At 29.7% G+C, this 25,884-nt stretch carries 16 protein-coding genes and 1 tRNA gene; 3 read left to right on the top strand and 14 right to left on the bottom strand.

Annotation, left to right across the window (positions count from 1 at the left end; translation table 11 throughout):
- Positions 1-307 precede the first annotated feature (307 nt).
- The gene (rnt, locus tag FVIR_RS00620) at positions 308-1,012 is read left to right on the top strand and encodes a ribonuclease T (protein WP_067497610.1); all 705 of its coding nucleotides are present in this window, start codon (positions 308-310) and stop codon (positions 1,010-1,012) included.
- A 146-nt stretch (positions 1,013-1,158) separates the two neighbouring features.
- Here the strand turns inward: rnt and grxD are convergent, their stop codons facing one another.
- Positions 1,159-1,494: a Grx4 family monothiol glutaredoxin gene (grxD, locus tag FVIR_RS00615; protein ID WP_067497608.1), complete on the bottom strand. Its 336-nt coding sequence runs from the start codon at positions 1,492-1,494 to the stop codon at positions 1,159-1,161.
- 2,247 nt (positions 1,495-3,741) lie between these two features.
- Here grxD and FVIR_RS00610 point away from each other — a divergent pair.
- Positions 3,742-3,818, top strand: a tRNA-Val gene (locus tag FVIR_RS00610).
- Positions 3,819-4,083: 265 nt separating this feature from the next.
- Positions 4,084-5,496: a pyruvate kinase PykF gene (pykF, locus tag FVIR_RS00605; RefSeq protein ID WP_067497605.1), complete on the top strand. Its 1,413-nt coding sequence runs from the start codon at positions 4,084-4,086 to the stop codon at positions 5,494-5,496.
- Positions 5,497-5,886: 390 nt separating this feature from the next.
- On the opposite strand, the gene sufE is transcribed toward pykF, so the two are convergent.
- From sufE to thrS, 13 genes are all read right to left on the bottom strand, one after another.
- Positions 5,887-6,303: a cysteine desulfuration protein SufE gene (sufE, locus tag FVIR_RS00600; RefSeq protein ID WP_067497602.1), complete on the bottom strand. Its 417-nt coding sequence runs from the start codon at positions 6,301-6,303 to the stop codon at positions 5,887-5,889.
- Positions 6,304-6,346: 43 nt separating this feature from the next.
- Positions 6,347-7,570, bottom strand: coding sequence for a cysteine desulfurase SufS (sufS, locus tag FVIR_RS00595; RefSeq protein ID WP_067497600.1), 1,224 nt, complete (start codon positions 7,568-7,570; stop codon positions 6,347-6,349).
- Positions 7,571-7,581: 11 nt separating this feature from the next.
- Entirely contained in the window at positions 7,582-8,853 is a 1,272-nt protein-coding gene (sufD, locus tag FVIR_RS00590) for a Fe-S cluster assembly protein SufD (protein ID WP_067497597.1), read from the bottom strand.
- Complete coding sequence (sufC, locus tag FVIR_RS00585) at positions 8,837-9,574, bottom strand: Fe-S cluster assembly ATPase SufC (protein WP_067497594.1); 738 nt, start codon at positions 9,572-9,574, stop codon at positions 8,837-8,839. The genes sufD and sufC overlap by 17 nt, the downstream gene beginning before the upstream one ends.
- Positions 9,575-9,636: 62 nt before the next feature.
- Positions 9,637-11,142, bottom strand: a complete 1,506-nt coding sequence (gene sufB / locus FVIR_RS00580) for a Fe-S cluster assembly protein SufB (RefSeq protein ID WP_067498622.1) — start codon at positions 11,140-11,142, stop codon at positions 9,637-9,639.
- Positions 11,143-11,147: 5 nt separating this feature from the next.
- A complete protein-coding gene (gene sufA / locus FVIR_RS00575; protein WP_067497592.1) occupies positions 11,148-11,534 on the bottom strand; it encodes a Fe-S cluster assembly scaffold SufA in 387 nt (128 codons plus the stop codon).
- Between the two features lie 3,161 nt (positions 11,535-14,695).
- Positions 14,696-14,998, bottom strand: a complete 303-nt coding sequence (gene ihfA, locus FVIR_RS00570; protein WP_067497589.1) for an integration host factor subunit alpha — start codon at positions 14,996-14,998, stop codon at positions 14,696-14,698.
- 4 nt (positions 14,999-15,002) lie between these two features.
- Entirely contained in the window at positions 15,003-17,390 is a 2,388-nt protein-coding gene (gene pheT / locus FVIR_RS00565; RefSeq protein WP_067497586.1) for a phenylalanine--tRNA ligase subunit beta, read from the bottom strand.
- Positions 17,391-17,405: 15 nt separating this feature from the next.
- Entirely contained in the window at positions 17,406-18,389 is a 984-nt protein-coding gene (gene pheS / locus FVIR_RS00560) for a phenylalanine--tRNA ligase subunit alpha (protein ID WP_067497583.1), read from the bottom strand.
- Between the two features lie 316 nt (positions 18,390-18,705).
- Positions 18,706-19,062 (bottom strand): 50S ribosomal protein L20, encoded by a 357-nt coding sequence (rplT, locus tag FVIR_RS00555; RefSeq protein ID WP_067497580.1) that lies wholly within the window; start codon positions 19,060-19,062, stop codon positions 18,706-18,708.
- 53 nt (positions 19,063-19,115) lie between these two features.
- Positions 19,116-19,313: a 50S ribosomal protein L35 gene (gene rpmI / locus FVIR_RS00550; RefSeq protein ID WP_067497576.1), complete on the bottom strand. Its 198-nt coding sequence runs from the start codon at positions 19,311-19,313 to the stop codon at positions 19,116-19,118.
- Between the two features lie 86 nt (positions 19,314-19,399).
- Entirely contained in the window at positions 19,400-19,939 is a 540-nt protein-coding gene (gene infC, locus FVIR_RS00545) for a translation initiation factor IF-3 (RefSeq protein WP_067497573.1), read from the bottom strand.
- Positions 19,940-19,942: 3 nt separating this feature from the next.
- Positions 19,943-21,865, bottom strand: a complete 1,923-nt coding sequence (gene thrS, locus FVIR_RS00540) for a threonine--tRNA ligase (RefSeq protein WP_067497570.1) — start codon at positions 21,863-21,865, stop codon at positions 19,943-19,945.
- Positions 21,866-25,884 lie beyond the last annotated feature (4,019 nt).

The following is a 25,884-nucleotide window of genomic DNA, read 5'->3' as shown; positions in this document are numbered from 1 at the left end:
AGAAGAAAATAATAAAAATACTATTTTTTAAAAATATTCTCTAAATATTAAGAGAATATCCGGATAAGTCAGCTCGTCAAAAACAGTAGTATCATTATTATCTTTATTAAATATTCAGATAATTAAAAACTTAGCTAATTGAGAATAAATGCATCAATTAAGTAATTAAAAATTTGTCTTCATAGTACAGATTATGAATCTTGCAAAGTTTATAAAAAATTGTTTCAATCATTAGTATAATTTATCATAAAAGACATATAGAGATTCACCATAATGATAACTGAATTCGCTAAATATAAGAATATATATGGCTGAACAAAACAATTTGGCTACCCTCCGTCTCCGCTTTCGCGGTTTCTATCCTGTTGTTATTGATGTTGAAACTGCAGGATTTAATGCTGAGACTGATGCTCTACTAGAAATTGCTGTTGTGACCTTAAAAATGGATAAAGACGGTTGGTTAAAAACTGATTCTACCCTGCATTTTAATGTTAATCCATTTCCTGGCTCACTACTACAACCGGAAGCGTTAGCTTTTAATGGTATAGATCCTTATAACCCATTACGGGGTGCGGTAGGAGAATATGAGGCCCTTCATGAAATTTTCAAAATGGTACGTAAAGGAATAAAAGATCAAGACTGTAATCGAGCTATTATAGTTGCCCATAACGCTTCTTTTGATCATAGTTTTTTGATGGCCGCAGCTTCACGCGTTGCTTTAAAAAAAAATCCTTTTCATCCTTTTGCTACTTTTGATACAGCGGCACTGAGCGGTCTAGTTCTTGGACAAACTGTGCTGGCAAAAGCATGTACAGCAGCTGGTATTGTTTTTGCAAGCAACGAAGCACATTCTGCATTGTATGATACTGAACGTACAGCAATATTATTTTGTGAATTAGTTAACCGTTGGAAGCGTCTTGGTGGTTGGCCAGTAACAATGCCTACAACGAGCCATATCAAAGAAGAAACCATCATCACAAGAACTTGTTTCAACTCGAAACTTGATCTATAAAACTTCGGTTTTGAGATATTTTGATATAGAAAATAATAAAAATAAGAATTTTGAAGCAAGCAAAAACTTATATTGTATATAACTAATTTTATATCAAAAAATAATATAGTCTATTTTCCGCCGTAAGTTATTATTATCTTGCGTTACTAATTTTTTAAATTGTATTTATTATAAACTTCCTTGATAATTAACTGCAGTTCACCATTTTGATACATTTCGATGATAATTTCACATCCACCAATAAGCTCACCATTTAACCATAATTGGGGAAATGTCGGCCAATTAGAAAATTTCGGTAGTTGCGTTCGGATATCTGGATTGCTTAGTACATCAACATAAGCAAAACGTTCATTACAAGCGGATATTATCTGTACTGCCTTAGCAGAAAAACCGCAGCTAGGTAATTTTGGTGAGCCTTTCATATACAGAAGAATTGGATTCTCAGCGATTTGTTTTTGAATTGTTTCAATAATTGAATTCATCATTTTTCCTTAAGGAAGTTAGTAGTTAGACTTTTTTATTTATCTTATACCGTACTTTCCCTATTATAAATAATATAATGATGTAATAAATTTTTTTAAGATCTTTATATATTAATAATATTAAATACAATATTTAAACATTTTATATTTTTTCTTTTTAACTATGGTCTTTATTTAAAGAGAATTAATCACACATTTTTATGATTTTTTAATTTTTTATTAATTCCATTTGCTCTTTTCCTCATAGAGAGTAAATATTAATTAATTTAAATCTTGATCTAGTGCAGTTAAAACCGGTGATAAATAAAACGTAAAAGAAACTTTTATGCTATTTTTATAAAAATGAACTCGATTAAGATAAAAAATCTTTTCAGTAGTACTGAGTCTAGATAAAAACCGTTACTAGTTATGCTTACTCATAAAATCCGCTTTAACAATAAAGTACTAAAATAATAAGATATGCCTATAAAAATTCGCGAAAATAGTATTCATTCTTTCTACGAATAATATTCGATTAGTATCTATAAATATTTCTATGATAATTATAAACAAATATGAAGTAATAATACTTATTTATAGATAACATACTAATTACTTCACTCTTTATATATTAAATATTATATACAAAGATAAACTATTAAATTAATAGATTTTCTTTATAGCTTTATTACTGGTTTAGTTTTTTAGGTAAAAGATATTAATCTTATTAATTCTTATTTTTTAACTGTTAAAAGATAGATATTGAATTCTACTCTATTATATTAATAATAAATAGAAAAACCGGCATAAAATTCTATGAAGAGCAGAATTCTTCTATCTTCTATAGATTTATCACAACATTAATTTAATTTAAGCATACTGTATCAATAAATATATTTAAATAGATTAAATCTGAAAATTACTCAATTATTTAGTATAGTTTTTAATTTTTTAAAATAGGATATTTGTTAATTATAACCAGCATAGGCAAAATTGATATAAATATTGATTTATGTATTAAAATATATATTTTCAAATAGAAATTTGTTTTACATAAAATTATAATAAAATAGAACTATATTCTATTATAAATATCTTCTCTTAGAGCATTCAATGTTGGATAGCATTTTATCTAAAATATTACATTTACTATATTTTATATATTATTTTTAGGATTATACTAGTATATTCTACGCCTGTAATAGGCAATCTTGGCGATTATTATTTAAATAATAAGGAAAAATTATTTACGTATCACGTATTAAGTATCTTTTCGTACTATTAATGTCTATTTTAATATTATTGATAACGACTTTTATATTTTGTTAGATTTCAGTATTTACTCTATTATTAAATTATTTTTACCAAAAGTAGTACAAAAGTAATATATATCAATATCTCAGATATTAGATATATATAAAATAGTTTCTCGTTACTTCTCTAGTTTTTGAACTAATACCTTCAATACTAACATAATCTTTATATAGAAAAATTTTTACAAAGACTTATCCTAACACGATGATAATAAATATAACGATCATTTCTATTGAAAATTCTTACTTTAAGTATATACATAGTATGATTTAATATGATATAATTATTAGTTTTATTTGTAGAATTTCTATCTATTCTAGATAGACTTTATCCTTTAACTTTAAGTACTAAAAATTAATAAAACAAATATTTCTCTCATTAAATCAAAACAAATTATATGTAACTGAAGTATAGATACTATATTGGTATAATACTCAAATTGTATTTAATACCGTTGGCTTTCTAGATATTTTAGTATAAAAACTAGCAGATTTTAATTACATATTGATTACTAATTAGGTAATCAATAATAACATACTGTTCTAACGATATACTAACAAAAACGGATTTATTAAATCTATTTATTAATAGTGAAATAGCGATTTTCAGTTTGAATTTATTATATGCGTAATCTTTTACGATATTTTTAATAAAAATACAGCATTCTCTGATCTAAACGACAGAAATTTATGCAAATTTTCTAAATTAGATACCGTTATAAAATCCAAATATGTCTTTAACAACAAAATGGATTAATATTTATCTCTTAAATAGATATCTAGGTAATAAATATGTTTCCTTCTTGAAAAATTATGATAAAGATAGTTAATATACGTATTGCTAATATTTCATTTAGATAATAGATATTAATATAAATTATTAGTTAAATTAGTTTATATCTTTTCTTGACAAGATAAGGTTAATTAGTTTAATTTTGTTGAAAAATATATTTTTGCGTCCGTAGCTCAGTTGGTTAGAGTATCACCTTGACATGGTGGGGATCGGTGGTTCAAATCCACTCGGACGCACCAAATAATACTTGAACTTTTCTTTCTTGTGTTCTTTATCAATATTTATTTTTAAATTTAACTTTAATACATTATCAAAATCTATAAATAAATATCATGTAATATAAAAATTATACTACATAGCATTAAAAGATATATCAGATTTTGAATCTGTTTATTTTAAAACTATAAATAGCATCGTTTTTAACATGATAGTGTTTTTTTGATCTATACCTTACTTAGGCGATAGGGAATCTTATTATTCTCACAACTTATAAAACTAAACGTTATGAAAAAAACTAAAATTGTTTGTACTATCGGACCGAAAACTGAATCCGAAGAAGTATTGTCCAGCTTGCTTAATGCAGGTATGAATGTCATGCGTCTCAATTTTTCTCATGGTAATTATGAAGAACACAGTCAGCGTATCAAAAATCTGCATTCAGTCTTAAAAAAAACTGGTAAACAAGCCGCGATTCTGCTTGATACAAAGGGTCCAGAAATTCGCACCATGAAATTGGAAAATAGTACTGATGTTTCGTTACATGCTGGTCAAACCTTCACTTTTACAACTGATCAGAGTGTAATTGGTAATAGTAAGCTTGTTGCAGTTACTTATCCTGGGTTTACTAAAAATCTGAATGTAGGTAATACTGTATTAGTTGATGATGGTCTTATTGGTATGACTGTAACTAGTATTACTCACGACCAAGTGATATGCAAAGTACTTAACAATGGTGATTTAGGTGAAAATAAGGGAATTAATCTACCTGGTGTATCTATTTCTTTACCCGCACTGGCAGAAAAAGATAAACGTGACTTAATTTTCGGATGTGAACAAGGTGTTGATTTTATTGCTGCTTCTTTTATTCGTAAACGTTCTGATGTATTAGAAATCAGAAAACATCTAGAGCAACACGGCGGTAGCTATATTCAGATTATTTCTAAAATTGAAAACCAAGAAGGTTTAAATAATTTTGATGAAATTCTCGAAGTTTCCGATGGAATTATGGTTGCTCGTGGCGATCTTGGTGTTGAGATTCCAGTAGAAGAAGTAATTTTTGCCCAAAAAATGATAATCGAAAAATGTAATCGAGCACGTAAGGTAGTAATTACTGCAACCCAAATGCTTGACTCTATGATTAAAAATCCACGCCCGACACGTGCGGAAGCTGGCGATGTAGCTAATGCTATTCTAGATGGTACAGATGCTGTGATGCTCTCTGGCGAGAGCGCAAAAGGTAAATATCCAATAGAAGCTGTAACTATTATGGCAACAATTGGGCAGCGAACAGATCAAATGCTATCGAGTCGTATTGATAGTTTAAGCGACAGTCCAAAGTTGCGAATTACAGAAGCTGTTTGTCGCAGCGCGGTCGAAACTGCAGAAAAACTAGAATCGCCTCTAATTGTAGTTGCGACAGAGGGCGGAAAATCTGCTAAGTCAGTACGTAAGTATTTTCCAAAAGCGGAAATTTTAGCACTGACTACTAATCCTGTAACTGCTAGACAACTGTTATTAAGCAAGGGAGTATCGTGCCAACTTGTAAAAGAAATCGCCTCTACCGATGATTTCTATCGCATCGGTAAGATAATGGCAATAGAAACTGGTTTAGCAACTAAAGGTAATATTATTATCATGGTATCTGGTGCTCTAGTACCGAGCGGTACTACTAATACTGTTTCAGTACATATGCTATAAATGTTAGCTTAGGTATAAATATGTTTTCTACTATTTCTATATTAGAAAATAGTAAAGTCAAATCTTATGTAAAATTCTCATATTTGTTTGTAATTCTTCTTTATATTGATTTTTGATATCATCGGAAAATAATATAGATGAGTTTTATTCCAAATGATAACATTACTTTTCAAGTATATTATCTATTATTATAATATATGAGAACACTAGGTTTGCTTATATAAAACTAGCAGTGAATTTTTATTAACTGTTACTTTATGTCCACAATACTTAAATTATTAAAAAATAAAAATAAAAATAAATATCTTATTAAGAGAAGATCCCATTACTGTATTACCTATTGAAGTTTTTAAGCGTAGTATCTATCCCATTATAGAATAATGAATGTTCTTACTGTCGTAAAGCAGCTTGAGCTCGAATACTGCGTACCATAGCTCCTAATCCTTGCAATCGAGACGATGTTAAATATTGACTAAGGGATAGTTCGTTAAAAAAAGGTAGAACGTCATAGGCAATAATCTCCGATGGATTTAGGTTATGATAAAGGATAAATAGTATAGCAATAAGGCCTTTTACAATAGCAGCGTCGCTATCACCATATAATTGAATGCTGCCATCAGATTGTGTCAACATAGCAATCCATACCCTGCTTTGACAGGCGGTTATTAGATTATACGGTGTTCGCATCTCTGATGCGAGTGGAGATAACTGTCTGCCTAGTTCAATAATATACAGATATTTTTCTTCCCAATTATTACAACAGGAAAAATTTTGCAATAATTTATCTCTATTAGGTAGATTTTTCATTGTTATATGTTCTTTTTTAATCGTTAACATAGTGTTTAATATATCAACGTAGCAAACGTTGTATTCGCATCAGACCAGCTACTAATCGATTAATATCATTGTAATCGGTATACATCCCAAGTGATGCACGGCACATGCTTGTTACATGAAAAGAAGCTATTAACGGCATGGCACAATGATGTCCTGTTCGAATAGATATGCCATATTGATCAAGAAAGCTCCCAATATCATAGGCATGGTGTTTTCCTAAATTAAATGCGATAATGCCAATGCGGTTATCAGGCCCGTACAAGGTTAGATTCGGTACTTGCTGTAATTCTTCAAGCATACAGCGCATGAGCTTATGTTCATAAGCGTGAATATTGTCAAGTCCTACTTGTTCAATATATGAAATAGCAGCGCCTAGTCCTATTATACCAGCACTATGAGGTGATCCTGCTTCAAAACGCCAAGGTGCTTCATTAAAGGTTGTTCCCTCAGTTAAACTAACAGTACGAATCATAGAACCACCACCTTCCCAAGGTGGCATAGTATCCAGCAATGCTTTCTTGACATAAAGAACACCAATACCTGTTGGGCCATAAAGCTTATGACCTGAAAAAACATAAAAGTCACAATCCAGTGATTGTACATCTACTTTTTGATGTATAACACCTTGCGTACCGTCTATTAGCACTGCTGCGTTACATGCTGCACGTATATTGGCAATAAGTTCCGAAAGTGGATTGAGAGTACCAAGCACATTGGAAATATGAGTAATGGCAAAAAGACGAGTACTATCATCAACTAACGCTGGTAGTTGAGATATATCGAGTGTACCATCAGGTAACAGTGGAATATAGCGTAGTGATAGTTGTTTTTCTTTAGCTAAAATCTGCCAAGGAACAATATTAGCGTGATGTTCCATTTCAGTAATAAGAATACTATCACCGGGTTTAAGATATTGTCTTCCCCAGCTATTAGCTACTAAGTTAATACCTTCAGTAGCACCTTTAACGAATACAATTTCTTCTACTGAAGTGGCATGGATAAAATGCATAACTTGTTGACGAACATTCTCCATACGAACTGTAGCCTTGCTACTTAAAGTATAAATACTACGATGAACCGAAGCATATTCTTGACGATAATAATCGCTTTCACAATCGATAACGACATTAGGTTTTTGCGCACTTGCTGCACTATCTAGGTAGGTTAATGGATTATTATTTATCTGCTTCGCCAAAATTGGGAAATCGGATCGGATTTGCACAATGGGATAAGTCATATTGTCACTTCCTATAAAACATCAGTGATATGTGTCAGTAAGGTATTTCTTACTCCTTCGTGGTTAATCATTTCTATAATTTCTGACGCGAAAGCATAAATAATCATTTTTTGAGCATATTTTTTAGTAATACCGCGAGAACGTAGATAAAATATTTTCTCTTCATCGATTTTTCCTAGAGTAATACCATGACTACATTTTACGTCATCAGCATAAACTTCTAACTGCGGTGTAGTATCTATTTCCGATAAACAATCAAGCAATAAATTATTATTAGTCATCTTAGCATTTGTTTTCAGTGCATGCTTTACCACTTTAATAAGCCCATTAAATATACCTTTACCATGATCTCGAGCAATAATTTTATGTAACTGACGACTTATACAATGACCCTTATTATGTTCAATGTATGTATGAGTATCACTAATATTATTATTTGATGGTAATAGTAAGCTATTTATAGCTATATCGGAACTTTCGCCATTCAATTTTGCGCTAGTATGATGTCGAGTTAATTCCGATCCAAAAATAAAAGTATTACTACGCACTACCACATTGCGGCCCATATGGATATCATTATGACTAAAATGATAACTAGCACGATTTTCAAAAGCTAACTTTATATGGCTTAGATACGCATTATCACCGATTGACATCGTAGTTCTAGCACCACTAAAATAACCATGATTATTAACGCTAGTGAAATGTTCTATTATTTGGCCATCTGCACCGGATTCGATCTCAATATGATGGCGATAATGCAACATATTTAATGTTTTTTTATCCTCATCACCCTGGCTGATATGTAATATATAAAGTGGGCGCTGTGCTATCTTGCCTGCTGGCAGGTAGATACGTGTAGTCTCACAACTCAAACTTTCAGTTAAATGCAAAAATACTTCTGATTGAATAGGATCAGGAAGTGTCAGACGATTATTCCCTTTCTCTATTTTTATTTTCCAAAAACCGGTATTTCTATCGCTTAGAGTTGGTGAAAAAAAACCATGGATAAAGACTAATCGATAGGCATTAAATGTTAAACTAAGTGCATTACATATAGCAGTAGATACTGAACTGGTAGTGGAAGGTACAAAATGATGTGCTAATAGTCTATCAAGTGAGGTGTATTTCCAATGCCTATCTCGGGTGTCAGGACAGCCAAGACGTTCAACATCTCGCCAGTGAGCATAAGCATGAGCGGAGCGAACCGAGCTTTGACGAGTAAATAATTGACGCCATTGAGCTAATACATGAACATTACTATTACTAGATAAGCCAGCCATAGCCTTTTTCCTCAAGTTGTTTTACCAAGGAAAAGTCACCATATTTTATAATATGACCTTGATAAAGTATATGAACATGTTCCGGTTGGATATAGTCTAGAATTCGCTGATAGTGAGTAACGATAATAAAAGAACGTTTACTATCACGTAAAGCATTTATGCTGTTAGCAACAATCTTTAAAGCATCAATATCTAAACCAGAATCTGTTTCATCTAAAATACATAAATCTGGTTCTAGTGCTGCCATTTGCAGAATATCATTACGTTTTTTCTCACCACCGGAAAAATCAACATTTACTGATCTGGTCAGTAAATCTGCTGGCATTTTCAATAATTTTATCTTATCATTAATAAAGTCAGAAAAATCTAAGCGGTCTAATAATGGCTGTTTGCGATATTTTCGTACGGCATTTACAGCCGTCTGCAAAAAAAATTGGTTGCTAACACCTGGAATTTCTACTGGGTATTGGAATGCCATAAATATACCTTCACCAGCTCGTTCTTCTGGTTCCAGATTTATAAGATCTCGACCTTTGAATAAAATCTCACCGGAGAGGATTGAATAATCTTTTTTCCCAGCAAGCGTCGCAGATAAGGTACTCTTTCCCGATCCATTCGGCCCCATAATGGCATGGATCTCACCGGATTTCACCTCTAGACTTAACTCTTTGAGTATAATATTATCTTCTACATTAACGTTTAAATTTTTAATCGATAACATGTTTATTTTTTTCCTTTACACGACTTATGAGTCGCTCAAGGCAGAAATATAGTAGCGCAGCCTTAGTTCAGATTATATTCAAGACTCATAGCTATCAGTTTTTGCGCTTCTACTGCAAATTCCAGCGGAAATCGGGAAAATACATCCCTACAAAAACCGTTGACAATCATCGAAATTGCATCATCTTCACTAATCCCGCGCTGGCGACAATAAAATAACTGATTTTCACCAATACGCGAGGTTGTTGCTTCGTGTTCTAACTGCGCGGTATTATTACTTGCTTCTACATAAGGAAATGTATGTGCACCACATTCACTACCGATAAGTATGGAGTCACACTGGGTAAAATTACGTGCATTAGTAGCAGTTGGCATAATTTTTACGAGCCCACGATAGGTATTTTCACTTTGACCGGTTGATATTCCCTTTGAGATGATAGTCGAACGGGTATTTTTTCCAATATGGATCATCTTAGTACCAGTATCAGCTTGCTGAAAACCATTAGTTAGTGCGATCGAAAAAAATTCTCCTATCGAATTATCACCATATAAAATTATACTCGGATATTTCCAAGTGATAGCTGAACCAATTTCGGACTGCGTCCAAGACATTTTAGCGTTTTGACCCAAACATAGTGCACGCTTAGTAACAAAATTAAGAATACCACCCTCTAATTCACTACCAGAAAACCAGTTTTGTACCGTGAAATACTTTACTTCTGCGTCTTTTAATATAATAACTTCTACTACTGCCGCGTGAAGTTGATAGCTATCACGTACCGGTGCTGAACAACCTTCAATATAGCTGACATAACTACCTTCATCAGCGATCAAAATAGTCCGTTCGAACTGACCAGTTTTAGCAGAGTTAATACGGAAATATGTTGACAACTCCATTGTACAACGCACACCTTTCGGTATATAAACAAATGTCCCATCGGAGGCAACTGCTGAGTTAAGTGCAGCAAAGAAGTTATCGTTAGCGGGTACTACACTACCTAAATACTGGCGAACCAGTTCAGGATAATTATGGATAGCTTCATTGAAGGAGCAGAATACAATACCCTGTTCTGCTAACTTACTACGATAGGTAGTAGAAACAGATACTGAATCAAAAATTGCATCGACTGCAACTTCGTTTCCTTCACGTACTGGTATACCAAGTTGATTAAAGGCTTGCTCAACCTCCTTAGTGAGGTAATTTTTTTCTTCTACAATTTTAGATTGTTGTATTGTACTTGGTTTTGAACTAAAATCATCACGATAAGCACCACAAAATGGTGCTGAATAGTAACTATAATCATTATAATTAAGCGGCTTGTACTTGGCTTTTAACCAATGTGGTTCATCCATTTTAAGCCAAGCACGATAGGCGTTTAGACGAAACTCTAACATCCAGTCTGGCTCATTACGTTTAGCTGAAATAGTGCGAATTGTATCTTCATTGATACCATTTTCTAGTTCTTCGGTGGCTAATGGAGTAAAAAAGCCTTCTTTATAACGATTCTTCTTTACACAAAACTGTATTGCGTTAATCGCATCGTGGATATCAATATTATTTTTTGTCATGATCATTAATCACTCAATGGCGAAAAACTTTCGCCACATCCGCAAGCATACTTAGCTTTGGGATTTTTAAATTTAAATAAATAATTTAACCCTTCTTGTACGTAATCTAGTTCTGTTCCATCAATAAATGGCATTGCTTTTAGTGGTACATATAGCCGAGCACCTTCATGTTCATAGATCTGATCATTGTCATTTGTTTTTGTGACTTTATCTAATATATAACTAAATCCAGCACAGCCAGACTGTTTTACGTTGAGTCGTAATCCTAGCATAGTAGGCTCGTTTTTTAACAGATACCTAATTTGACGAGCAGCGGAATCAGTTATTGTCAAGCCGCGCCAGATTTTCTTATCAAGAGAAAAAATCTCAACCTTATTATGATCTACTTTCACTAAGTTTACCTCATAATTTCATAAACTAATTTATGGAATAATTCATTTATGTTAAAATTATATTTTTTAACCTTGAAATTAATAAGAATGCAGATCGTGTACTAGAAATAACTAAAAAGGAAAAATTATAAATACGAAAAAATAAACATATAATTATACTATTTAAATTAAAATAATTATAATTATAGCTAAACTTTAGCCAATTATTATCCAAATAGCTTTAATAATTATTACAATTACAATAAACTCTATTGTATTAATAATAATTTTTATAAAAATTTCTAACAAAAAGATTTTATTCTATTTTACATTTAAATAATATCATAAATAAATCTATCATTTAATCTTTTAAGATCTTTTTCTTACTAAAGAATTCAGTGATTCATGATTTATGGCTAAACATATAATTAATGTGCTTTTGCTTAAAAATAAAATAGATTTATGCAGAGTTTTTATGATTTCTATTAAATCTTATTAAAGATTATGTAAAATCATATTTTATTATTCAATATATCAGAGTAATATGAATAGATTTATAGTTTTTAGATATATTTTCTACTTAATTATTAGTAGTCTTCTAAACTTTAACTATAAAATTTTAAATTTTAAATCTTTCTTATTAGAATTAATATGAATTTTTAGTATTTAAAAGATCTGATAAACCTTTACTATACTGATAACTTCATCAAGATCATTAAAAATGAATACAATTGTTATCTTTAATCTACTATCTATATAGTAGATTATATCAATTAAATAATAAATTATTTTTCTAAAATAATGTAACTAATACTCATTAGTAATACTCATTAGTTTCTTATTTAATAATTGTTTGTTTTAGATCTTAAAAATTTTTATTACAGTTAATTATATATTGTTAAAATTTTGGTATAGTTAGATACTAATAAACTAATTTTTTATTTTTAATAAAAATATCATTTTAATGTAATAAAACTTTTATTTGTTTTTAAATAAAATTTAAATTATCATTTAAAAGATAAGTGATTATTATATCGTGGATAATCCAATTTTTTTGGAGAAGCTATTTTATAAATTTTTAATATCCAATTTGGAATTTGCCTATAATATTATTTAGTATGATATTTATTGTGTTTATAGCTTTTATCTACTTCTTAGTATTAAAATCTTTTATTCTAGGTTTTTATAAGCATCAATAATAGCAACCTGATCATTACTTATAATGAATATAGAACTTGTTCTGAAAACAGAGCTTGTTGACAGTAGTGGTTATAGTTCCATATTAATTTAAGTAGTATTATCGATATTAGTACTCTTAGTATTTATTTGGACGATACAAATAGATTTATCTTATTATTTTTTACCTAGATTGAGAATATATCTATGGTAGATATAAATTATACAACATCTAATAATCTGTTAGCTTACGAAGATAGTTCGTTGACAATGAGAAAAAGCCAGCTATATATATTGGCAAGATTTTTATTCTAATACTACAAATTCGTATTGATGATTTTATTTGTTATTTTTACTATATTTTCATAGTGAGCTTGTAAGAATGGCATTTCCGCATTTTTATTATTCGTCTGAGTTTAAAATACGCTGAAACGTTGATCTTTTTGCAATAAAAGTCATTCAAATAATCGTATCGAGTGTAGTGTTAACTGTTATCATCTAGTTTTTACTTGGTTGTATTAGACTAGTAATCTATAATATTATTATTAGTAACTATAATAATATTGATTATATTTATATTATAAATTGCCAAATTAGATTATTTTGCCAGTTCTGATCTAGCTATAATCTAGCTTTATCGAGATAGATGGTACCATCCTAGTAGTTATATTATTGTTATAGAGTTATTAAGTGTAACGGTTATAGACAATATTCTTCTAATAACTTTTAGAATAATAAGCTGATTATTAAATCTGGTATTATATCAGTCTCCTGGCGATTACTAGATTACTATTTTTAGATCTAGGAAATATTATTACTAATAAAATAAACCTTATAAATTAAATAACCACTGTGATTTTTATATTTTATAAGGTAAAGATATTCCGTCTCTATCGATCGATAGTTTTTATTGCTAAAATAACCTGAAATAATATCAATATATTATTTCAGGTTATTTATCTTGTTCTATATCGAGTTTATTATACACATCAATAATATCAAAGATATAGTTTTATTTCAATTATTAAAATTTTCTTGCAGAAACTTAAAATCTGAATATAGAATAGAAAGATTTTTTAAATATTATTTAATATGATAAATAAGTTATTAAATAATCAGGAGATTGTTTTAATAACAATGAATTAAAACTGAAAAAGCTTTTATAGCTGAATTACCTGCAGATCATTTTATACTATTTTAGATATTTCAAATATTTCAGATTTTTGCTTAACAAGCTTTCTTTGTACATTTTCTTTACTATAATAGAAAAATAAAGTAATATTTTTATTTTTCTATTACAATATTTATTATGATAATTGAAATAAAAGAAATAAACAATAACTTTTCTCAGAAAAAACTATGTCAATATGACATCTATCGATTAGAAGCGTAACTTTTTATTATTGTAGTAATTGATTATATCAGAAATTTTATGCTATAAAATCTTTATATCTGATAATTTAATTTTAATAGCATGTAAATATACACCTATATTCGATAATCAGGATTGTTGACGTCTATCTATATAATAGATAGTAACTAATTACTATCTTACGATGAATTTAGTGAATTTTCTATATTTAATACTAATGCATATCAAATATGCCTACCATTATTAATATTTATAATATTTCATATAGATTTCCTTATATATTACATGATAATCTAGCATATAGTATGCTATTAGCTACATATCAGTTTATGAATTTAAAATTGATCTTAGTTTGGTATATTTTTCATTATTATTTCTTTAAGCTAGCAAATAGGTATGATGATTAAGACCGCTTATTTTAATCTCTGCTTAAAATTAATAATATGCATGATAATATGAAAAGCCCTTCTTTTAGCATATTTGTAACTAAAATTGTCTATAAACCTTCTTCAATGAGTATTTTAGTAATAAAATAATGCTATCCCTTTTTCTTATAAGTTTTTTAAAATAAAAAATTTTGTGTTCTTTAATTAAAAGAAGAATAAGGAAATAAAAATGATACAAGTTTTTTAGACTACTCTACTACTTTCTGTAAAGTAGTCTCTACACGACTTTTCAGCTTCTGTCCTGGATGAAATGTTACTACCCGACGTGCGGTAATAGGAATATTTTCACCAGTTTTTGGATTGCGTCCTAGTCTCTGATTTTTATTACGCAAATTAAAATTACCGAATCCTGATATTTTTACTTGTTCTTTACCTTCCAAAGCTAGACTTATTTCTTTAAAAAATAGTTCTACAATTTCTTTAGAGTTCTGTTTATTCAGTTCAAGTTTTTTAAATAAATATTCTGACATTTTAGCTTTAGTAAGAGCCATAAACTTAATCCCTCAAAGATGCTTTAAATTTCTGTTTTAGTGCCGCTATACATTTCGCAACAATCATGGAGATTTCCTCTTCTTTCAGTGTATGAGTTATATCTTGTAAAATTAGGCTAATAGCTAAACTTTTAAAACCTTTTTCTATCCCCCTACCTCGATACACGTCAAATAAGTTTACAATAACTAAATGATTTTTAATAGCTTTTTTACACTCTATAATAACATCTGCTGCAGCTACATTATCAGATACTACTACAGCGATATCCCTACGATTAGCGGGAAAACGAGAAACGTGATTCACTTTAGGTATTTTACGTTCAGCTATTTTTTCCCAAAGTAGTTCGAATACTAGCATGCAACTATTTAAATTTAATTTTGATTTAATATAGGGATGAATAACACCAATAAACCCAATAAATTCATTATTAAGATAAATTGCAGCGCTTTTTCCTGGATGTAGAGCAGGATGCGATTGTACTCTAAACTCAATATTGTTTAATTTTCCAGTAAGCTCAAGTATTGCTTCAAGATCACCTTTGGCATCATAAAAATCTACCAGTTGGCGTGGCTGATCCCAATTTTCATCAAACAGTGGACCAGAAATTAGCCCGGATAGCATAAGATCTTGACGAACTCCAAGATCAGCTTTGTTATCAGGAATAAAACACAATCCACTCTCAAATAAGCGAACTCGTTGCTGCTGTCGATTTTGATTATAAACCGCTGTGCTAATAAGACCGGTCCAGAGTGATAAACGCATATTAGACATATTTTGAGAAATCGGTCTAGGTAAGATTAGAGATGCTTGTTGAGGATGCAGTAGTGCTTGTATTTTAGGATCAACAAAACTATAAGTAATTGCTTCTTGATAACCACGATCTACTAGTAATGTTTTTACTCGTGATAAAGGTGTTGTTACTTCACGACAGTATGGTATTACTAGGTTAGCACATACGGGCATATTGGGAATCGCTTCATAGCCATACATTCGAGCGACTTCTTCTATTAAATCTGCTTCGATAGCTATATCAAAACGCCAGCTCGGTGCTATAACTTGCCATCCCTCTGTAGTTTGACTAATCTGAAAACCCAAACGAATTAAAATATCGCTTATATCTTTATCTGGGATAAAATAACCAATCAAACGATCCAACATTTTACGGCGAAGAGTAATTATAATTGGTTTAATTTGAGTTAATTTAGATGTCGCATCGATAACTGGACCAGGCTGACCGCCGCAAATATCTAGTAGCAATGTGGTCACTCGTTCTATAGCACGAGATTGCAATTCTGGGTCTACACCATGTTCATATCGATGTGATGCATCATTATGTAATCCATAACGACGAGCTTGACCAGTAATAGCTAATGGATTAAAACACGCACATTCTAATACTATATCTCGGGTGGTTGAGCTAATTTTAGATAAAGAATCATTTAAAATACCAGCTATTGCTAGTATTTTAGAATAATCTGAAATTACTAGCGTATCAGGTGAAAGCATTACGATACTACCATCGAGCAGAGTTAGTGTTTCACTATGTTTAGCATAACGTATTATAATACCACCTTTAATATTTTCGCGATCAAAGACGCATATCGGCTGTCCTAATTCTAGTAGTATATAATTACTGATATCCACAATAACATCTACTGAACGTATTCCACAGCGCCGCAATTTTTCCTTCATCCATAGCGGCGTAACAGCGTTAACATTAATATTATTTATTATTCTACTAAAATAACGTATACATGCTTCGTATTCATCAACTCGGATAGGTATTACATCGTTAATTTTAGGTATAACTGTCTCGATAACCGGCATATTTAATGGTAGTCGATTTTTTGCTGCTACATCGCGAGCGATTCCTAATAAACCTAAACAATCGGATCGATTTGGTGTTACATTGATATTAATTATTTTATCGTCGAGATGTAAATAATCGCGAATATTTTTTCCAATAGGAGCTTCATCAGGTAGTTCAATGATACCATCATGATTATTAATGATTCCTAATTCGGAGAATGAGCAAAGCATACCTTCTGATAGCTCGCCGTGTAGTTTAGTAACTTTTACTTTGAAACCGTTTGGCAGAATAGCATCAGTTATTGCTACTGCTACCAGTAGATCAACATGACAGTTAAGTGCATCGCAGATAATATCTAATAACCGATCGCTACCAATATCTACCTTAACAATGCATAGTTTATTGACATTAGGATGTTGTCGACATTCGACTATCCGACCAACTACTATACCACTAAACTCACCGGCGACTGGTTCTACATAATCTACTTCTAGGCCAAACATAGTAATTTGATTTACTAGTAATTCGCTATTGATTTCCAGATTCACCCATTCACGCAGCCAAAATTCACTGAATTTCATGTGTTAATCCTGAACCTATTTAAATTGTTTAAGAAAACGAAGATCATTTTCAAAAAATGCACGCAAATCTGTAATACCATAACGTAGCATTGTTAATCGCTCTATACCTATACCAAAAGCAAAGCCGGAATAAATTTCCGAATCAATTCCAGCATTGTATAAAATATTTGGATGTAGCATGCCACAGCCAAGTACTTCTAACCAATGGCCGTTTTCTCCCATTACATCCATTTCAGCGGACGGTTCAGTAAATGGAAAATAAGATGGCCGGAAACGGATCTGTAGATCTTTTTTAAAAAAATAGTTCAGAAAATCATGCTGTATTCCTTTTAGATTAGCGAAACTAATATTAGTATCAACAATCAACCCTTCTATTTGATGGAACATCGGTGTATGAGTCTGATCGCAATCATTACGGTATACTCGTCCAGATGAAATAATGCGAATAGGCGGTTGTTTTGTCTTCATAATGCGAATCTGTACACTAGAAGTTTGCGTACGCAAAAGACGGGTAGCATCAAGCCAGAAGGTATCATGATCGGTGCGTGCAGCATGATAAGCAGGAATATTTAAAGCATCAAAATTATGGTAGTCATCTTCGATTTCTAACCCAGTGACTACTGAAAAGCCTAACTTACCGAAAAAATCTTCAATATGTGCGATAGTATGAGATATTGGATGAAGACCGCCGTTTTCCATTCGGCGTCCCGGTAGAGAAATATCTATTATTTCAGTTTCTAACTGCGATTTTAGCGCTGCACATTCTAATATCATCTTTTGCTTGGCGAAAGCTTTCTGTATATCCTGTTTAGTCTGATTAATTACTGTACCTACAGTAGGCCATTCATCTGGTTCTAGGTTTCTCATTTCTAAGATTTTCTGGCTAAAATACCCTTTTTTTCCTAAATATTTAACTCTAACTAATTCTAATTCCTCTGTATCTTTTGACTGTTCGATATCTGCTTTAGCTTGCATAAGCAAATCTGCGAGATGTAGCATTGCTTTCCTTTTTTTCGCCATAGATAGATGATTTAATCATAAATAAGTAAGAGACTATTTGATTAAATAGAACAGAAAGTATTCATCCTTATGATCAAAAATAAAACCCTCTTATTCTATAATGGTGTTAGCGTTATTTTATTTATTGATTTAATATAATTTATGCTAAAGATAAAAATAGATAATAAAGTAAAAGAAAAAATAAAATATCAGAATTCATATTTTCAATATATGATTAATACTTTGCTTCAATAAGTTAAAATCGTGCGTAATGTTAATACAAAAAAGAAGAGCTGATCTCTCTTTTTTAATCAGTTTATACTAGGGTCCTCTTTGCCTTATTAACCAGAGCAGAAAAAGCTACTTTTTTAAATACAGCGATATCTGCCAAGATTTTACGGTCAATCTTAATAGAAGCTTTTTTTATACCATGGATGAATTGATTATAAGAAATACCGTTCTGACGAGCTGCAGCGTTAATACGTGTAATCCATAGTTGACGGAAATAACGTTTCTTTTGACGACGATCACGATAAGCGTACTGACCTGCTTTAATAACAGATTGAAAGGCAACACGGTAAACGCGAGAACGAGCACCATAGTAACCTTTAGCCTGTTTCAAAATTTTTTTGTGACGTGCATGTGCTAATACACCGCGTTTTACGCGAGCCATATGCTTTCTCCTAAAAATCTTATTAAATTAATAAATTAATTAAAAAATAATGCTTATGCATAAGGCAAACAACGTACAACTAAATTTAATCCTCCTTTAGAAACCATAGATTTTGGTCGTAGATGACGCTTACGCTTAGTGGATTTTTTAGTTAGAATATGACGTAAATAAGCACGTTTATGTTTGAAACCGCCAGAAGCTGTTTTTTTAAAGCGCTTTGCGGCACCTCGTACCGCCTTTATTTTTGGCATGAATTTATACCTACTCTGCATTATTAATAACACTAATCAGTGAGGTGAAAGCGATAACGAAGCGACATCTTATTTTTTAAACCTTACTATTTCTTTTTAGGTGCGAGCACCATGATCATTTGTCGACCTTCAATTTTAGAGGGAAAGTATTCCACTACTGCAAGCTCACTTAAGTCATCACGAACACGATTAAGCACTTCAATACCAATTTGTTGATGTACCATTTCACGCCCACGGAACCGAAGCGTGATTTTAACTTTGTCGCCATCCTCAAGAAAACGAATTAGGTTACGTAGTTTTACCTGATAATCATTTTTATCGGTACTAGGTCGGAATTTAATTTCCTTAACCTGAATAATTTTCTGTTTCTTCTTCTGTTCTTTGTTAGATTTGCTTTTCTCATAAAGGAATTTGCCGTAATCCATAATTCGGCAAATTGGTGGCTCGGCATTAGAATTAATTTCAACTAAGTCAACACCAGCTTCCTCAGATTTTTTAAGCGCTTCATTCAAATTAACAATGCCAATCTGTTCACCATTGATGTCCATTAGACGAACATCTGTAGCACGGATTTCTCGGTTAATGCGATTGAGACGCGCTGGTTGAATTCGTTTTCCAACTTTAATACTTTATTCCTCCAATTGATGAAGACTACAGCTATTAATTTCATATTTTAGCTTAGTAATAAACTTATTAATATTAATATTTTCTAAGTTTTTTCCTCGATATGTACGCACAGAAATTGTGTTTGTTTTTAGTTCTTTATCTCCACAGATAAGCATGTAAGGTACTCGATGTAAAGTATGTTCTCGGATTTTAAAACTTATTTTTTCATTTCTCAAGTCTGTTTTTACCCGAATATTTGCTGCAGACAGTTTTTCTGTCAATTTTAAAATATATTCTGACTGATAATCAGTAATACTCATCACGACGATTTGTATCGGTGCTAACCAAGTTGGAAAAAAACCTGCATATTCTTCTGCTAGAATGGCAATAAAACGTTCCATTGAACCTAGAATAGCACGATGAATCATAACAGGTATTAAACGTTCATTATGTTCCCCAATATAAGAAGCATTTAAACGACTAGGTAGCGATAAATCAAGTTGCACCGTTCCACATTGCCAAGCTCGATCTAGGCAATCAAAAAGTGTAAATTCAATTTTAGGACCATAAAAAGCACCTTTGCCAAGTTGGTATTCAAAAGCAATACCTTCTAGTGAAGCAACTAGATCTTGTTCTGCTCGATCCCAGGCCTCATCGCTTCCAATTCGTTTTTCAGGACGGGTAGATAGTTTGACTAGAATTTTCCTGAATCCAAATACACTATATACATCATATACCATTTTAATACAATTTTTTACTTCATCACATACTTGATTTTCGGTACAAAAGATATGAGCATCGTCTTGAGTAAAGCCGCGAACTCGCATTAATCCATGTAATGAACCTGATGGTTCATTACGGTGGCAACTACCAAATTCGGCTATTCGTAGTGGCAGATCGCGATAAGATTTTAAACCTTGATTGAAAATCTGTACATGGCCTGGACAATTCATTGGTTTAATGCAATATTCCCGGTTTTCCGATAATGTAGTAAACATGTGCTCAGCGTAATTATCCCAGTGTCCAGTTTTCTCCCAAAGAACCTTATCTGTCATTAACGGTCCTTTGACTTCTTGATATTGATAAGCTTTTAGCTTAATACGCACAAAATTTTTTAATTCTCGGAAAAGAGTCCAACCATTATTGTGCCAAAATATCATACCAGGAGCTTCTTCTTGCATATGATATAAGTCAAGTTTCTTACCAATTTTACGATGATCGCGCTCTGATGCCTCTTCCAGATATTTCAGGTAAGTATCGAGTTGCTTTTTATTACCCCAAGCGGTGCCATGAATACGCTGTAGCATTTTATTTTTTCTGTCACCGCGCCAGTAAGCGCCGGATATTTTTTGTAAGGCAAAGTAGTAACAAAAGCGTGTATTGGGAACATGTGGATTGCGACATATATCGATATATTCTTCATGATAACAAAGTTTAAGATGATCATCACAGCAAATATTTTCGTCTAATATAGCAACTTTATAATCTTCACCGCGTGTTATAAAGATATCTCGAGCTTGCTTCCAGTTAACTTTCTTTTTAATGATCTCATAGTTTTTTTCAGCTAATTCATGCATTTTCTTTTCTAGTAGATTGAGATCATACTTCGTCAAGGTATAAGCGAGGTCGATATCATAATAGAAGCCTTTGTCAGTAACTAGATCGATAGCCATTTTAGTTTTTGGCCAAAGTTGTTTAATAGCATGCCCAACTAAGTGGACACAGGAATGTCGAATAATTTCCAACCCAGTTTCATCTTGAGCAGTAATAATGGTAAGCTGAGCATCGTAATCAATGATATCAACGGCATCCACTATTTTCCCATTAACGCGACCAGCAATACAGGCTTTTGCCAGATTAGGACTGATATTGTAGGCAATATCAAGTGGAGAAATAGGATTGGCAAACTGATGTTTACTGCCATCAGAAAGAGTTATAACTGGCATTAGGATTTCCTTAAATTTCAATGCTAATTCATACGAAAGATTATTTACGTTTCATCTTTCTTTTATTTAGCTATCTCAAGAACTCGTTATGTTAACGATGATCATGAATTGAACATCAAGACTAGAATTTAAGTATTTTAAATCAAGAAATATTTTGTATAAATAAAATAATTTAACAAGTTATTACATCTCAATATGATATAGCACCTGATATTAATACTTAGTAGCCTAATAAGTAATAAATTATCTTTAGATTTTTTAAAACATCTGAAGTAGTAGATGTTAAATTCAATTTTTATATATTTAATAAATTCCGATATATTAGTGCTTATAAAATTATACACAAACTAAAAATATTATTCTTTGAAAAAGACACTAAAAGACCGAAAATTATTTTAATTACATATAGAAAGAGCTTCTCAGTAAGAGAACAATAAAAAACCGTGATCAACAAAATCATAAACTGAAACTCTTAGTTAAACAAGATATTTCAAATCCTATACCACTATAATAAAATTATGATAATCTTAAATTGACATAAGTATACTTAATATGTAATCTATATTATCACTATTGCATTGATCTAGAGGTGAATAGTATTAAAGTGTGATATCATTATCGATAAGATATACTATTCTTGATAAGAATTTTGCTTGCTAAATATACTGATATTGCCTATATATTACTTTTAGTATATCAAGTAATCGGCGACTAGTAAAAAACTTTCATTATGATCAGTTTTTTATAGAAATAAAATATTCACCTATAAATACTAGATACTATAATACAAACGGAAATAATAAGATATCTTAGTATATTTTATGCTTATTTAAGGTATTCGGAGATTGCTATTATTTTTTATTTTTTACAAACTAAATGAAACTATCCTAGTATTTTTTGAATCAAGTTAAGTGAATTTTATTTATTACTCTACAACCACTATCGTTTTGTTATTGTTATTTTAGTATGCTTAATAATTAGCATAATTTTATCGTTTATACAAAACGTTACTAAATAAGTTTATTATGCTGCTATTAAACTCTAGCTAGGAAAGCAATACCAAAATATTCTTAGTTTTTAAACTTCATTTTTCTAGTCTTGTTTTTATAACCATACTACAAGTTAGCTTACTACTATTGCTAGAACATTAACGTATGAATTGTTTTATATTGATTATATCAATTTTTTTTGATAAAATCTGATTAGTTTTTAGAAAAAGATTGAACTATTGTAAGTTACACTTAATTTTTATAAAAATTTTTTCTATGCTGTAATAACTTTATACTTGTTATTTAGAGAATGCAATTGATAGTAAAATGTTTGTATTTAATAATATTAATATATCAATTGACCGTTATGATGGTTATCAACCTTGTAATTAATAGATGAAAATCTTGTATCATTCTTGTAATTAATAGATGAAAATCTTGTATCATTAAAACTAGTTTATTAATTTTATTGATTAATTAATAAGTCTTTTATTAGATGTAGGTTATATCTAAATTTAGTAATTAAATAGCATACTTAATTTCAATATTAACGTTTAAAAAAATTAAAGAACAATTTAAATATAAATAATCCAATATTCTAATAATTATTAGAATACATAGGAAAATGTATATTATTTATGCTTATATACTTGACTATATATAATATAAATATCACTGTTTATCTCTTCTAACTGTTCTAGTTATATATAATATAATATATAACATATATGTAATGTGCTTTATCAAAAGTTCCTTACTTTTTATAAAATATATATTAATTATCTGAAGAATTATTTCAATGAATGAAAGCAATGTTGAAATTTTAAAAATTTTTTAATATAAAATCTATGTTTTAATGTTAATTAAAAAATTAAAATTAAAATTAAAATCGTATTTGTTCCTTAAATAATTACTTTATATATTATATATAAGTTTTAATTAAATTACTTTCAGGTATCTAGTTTACTAACTTGGTTTTTAAATTTAATAAAATTGACGAAGATCCAATTTTTGTGAAATTTATTTAATAATTAATTTTTTCTTGTCGTTTTTTATTTTCGAAAAACTTTAATTTTAACAAAAAATTAAACCTTAAAATAATAATCGTCATCGTCTTTTTATTAAACAAAGATAAATTTAATTATTATAAAATCCTAATGAATTTAAGATATTTGTTAAATTAGGCAGATAAAATGATGTGTTCATTAATCTTAATCAATGCATTTAATTTTTATGACTTTTTACTTATCTATGCAAATCAAAACAGCTTTTAAAATTAAAAATTAACTTACTCATATTTACGCTAAGTTCTAGTGCAGATATTAATTTCTATTTTTAGTAGTTTTATAAGCAAGCAATATTCTATAAACAGTTAATAATATCGAAAATTCTTATATTAAAAATAAATGTATCAATAAATTTTTTGTTATTTTAACGATATTAAAAATATGACTATAGGTCATAGTATAACTATCTGATTGCTATTGAATTAGTTCAGTTACTATATATAGTGTATAGTATAGTAGTTAACGTGAGATAGCTTATTTTTTTATAAAATACTTATCAAAAATTTAATTGCTTTTGAAATTCTATAATATAGAGCAAGTTAATTATTCCTCTTCAAATCGCTGTTAATATAATTCTAAATGCTATAGCTATAAACAAAAGGAATTACTAAAAGAGAGAAAAGATAAAATATTTCATTATTAATCAATATTATTTTTATTTATTTGTGTATTATTATAAATGAATAATACTTTTTAAGTATTAGTTTTTTATTTTTAGTATAACTATTATTATAAGTTTTTAATATTTAAAAAATTTTATTTTAATAGAAAATAAAAATATGATTATAAATCATATCAGTTTTCGTATTTTTAAATTTATAATTTAATAGTAATTTCATTTACAATGAAATTAGAGTTTTTAAAATTGATATAAATATGCTTTTCATCTTTATATATAATTTTTTACTATTAGTAGTATGACTACTTCTCTAGTTATTATCTTTTATCTAATTATTAATATAATTCAATAATTATACTTTTTAAAAAGTATAGATAATATCTATATTGATGTTAATTTTTTCTTACATTTTAGATATTAAAGATGCATTTTATAGCAATTTATCTACTCTGAGTAGTTTTTTTTACAACTTAGACTATTAATTTAAAATAACAATGCATATAAACTCTGCTATCAAATAAATAAAACTGAATATTATTCATAAAATGATTTATAAATAATACAGAAGATAAAATTAACATTTTAGAAAAAAGCGCATAATTCAGAAAGTGATATCTACTTAAAGAGAACAAATACAACTCAATAATGATAATTATTGATAATCTATATAAATTACTAGTATTTACAAATACAGATATTAGAGAACAGACTTGTACATCATCAAATCTAAATTTAGTAAATAATTTAGTATATTAATATAATAATCTAATTAATTATAGACAATGATATTGTGCATCACCTTACTATTTTTAGTATTCAATATAGTATATTAATCTAATATTTTATTATTCTATTAAATAATGCTGTGCATAGGAAATATTACAAATCCGGTGGTATAGATTATGATGATTAGCCACTTTACTTTAAACAGCGGTTGCTCCTTAATTAGGATTAGCTAAAATTTTTTACTGTAACGATAATATACCAATAATTTCTATATTATCATCTATAAAAATAATATCGGCAATGATTTTTAGAACAATATCTGGCTTAAAAATTTTTCTACTATATTTATATTTAAATAACAAAGCTAAGTTCACTAACGATGAAATTCTCAGAGAAGATAAAATTATGGCTAATATACTAGTATGGTAAATCACTTCCATACATTCGCTATAAAAACTTGACTGATCGTATATTTAGTGACGATTTGTAACTATTTTAGCTTTGGGTTGCAAAAATGTTTCGAACTGTGATCAATACACTTCAAATAAAAATAAAATTATTTAATAAATAATTTTCTTAAAAGTCTATTTTAAGTCAGAAGATAATCTATCGAATAAA

It is taken from the genome of Candidatus Gullanella endobia (genome assembly GCF_900048035.1).
Lineage (GTDB): Bacteria > Pseudomonadota > Gammaproteobacteria > Enterobacterales > Enterobacteriaceae > Gullanella > Gullanella endobia.
This window is presented reverse-complemented; position numbering and strand designations above follow the sequence as displayed.

Coding starts and splice junctions, on each gene's coding strand:
- grxD (WP_067497608.1), bottom strand. CDS start 1,494: ATGAATTCAATTATTGAAACAATTCAAAAACAAATCGCTGAGAATCCA.
- sufE (WP_067497602.1), bottom strand. CDS start 6,303: ATGAAAAATCTACCTAATAGAGATAAATTATTGCAAAATTTTTCCTGT.
- rplT (WP_067497580.1), bottom strand. CDS start 19,062: ATGGCTCGCGTAAAACGCGGTGTATTAGCACATGCACGTCACAAAAAA.
- sufC (WP_067497594.1), bottom strand. CDS start 9,574: ATGTTATCGATTAAAAATTTAAACGTTAATGTAGAAGATAATATTATA.
- ihfA (WP_067497589.1), bottom strand. CDS start 14,998: ATGGCTCTTACTAAAGCTAAAATGTCAGAATATTTATTTAAAAAACTT.
- pykF (WP_067497605.1), top strand. CDS start 4,084: ATGAAAAAAACTAAAATTGTTTGTACTATCGGACCGAAAACTGAATCC.
- rnt (WP_067497610.1), top strand. CDS start 308: ATGGCTGAACAAAACAATTTGGCTACCCTCCGTCTCCGCTTTCGCGGT.
- rpmI (WP_067497576.1), bottom strand. CDS start 19,313: ATGCCAAAAATAAAGGCGGTACGAGGTGCCGCAAAGCGCTTTAAAAAA.
- sufS (WP_067497600.1), bottom strand. CDS start 7,570: ATGACTTATCCCATTGTGCAAATCCGATCCGATTTCCCAATTTTGGCG.
- sufB (WP_067498622.1), bottom strand. CDS start 11,142: ATGACAAAAAATAATATTGATATCCACGATGCGATTAACGCAATACAG.
- thrS (WP_067497570.1), bottom strand. CDS start 21,865: ATGCCAGTTATAACTCTTTCTGATGGCAGTAAACATCAGTTTGCCAAT.
- pheS (WP_067497583.1), bottom strand. CDS start 18,389: ATGCTACATCTCGCAGATTTGCTTATGCAAGCTAAAGCAGATATCGAA.
- pheT (WP_067497586.1), bottom strand. CDS start 17,390: ATGAAATTCAGTGAATTTTGGCTGCGTGAATGGGTGAATCTGGAAATC.
- sufD (WP_067497597.1), bottom strand. CDS start 8,853: ATGGCTGGCTTATCTAGTAATAGTAATGTTCATGTATTAGCTCAATGG.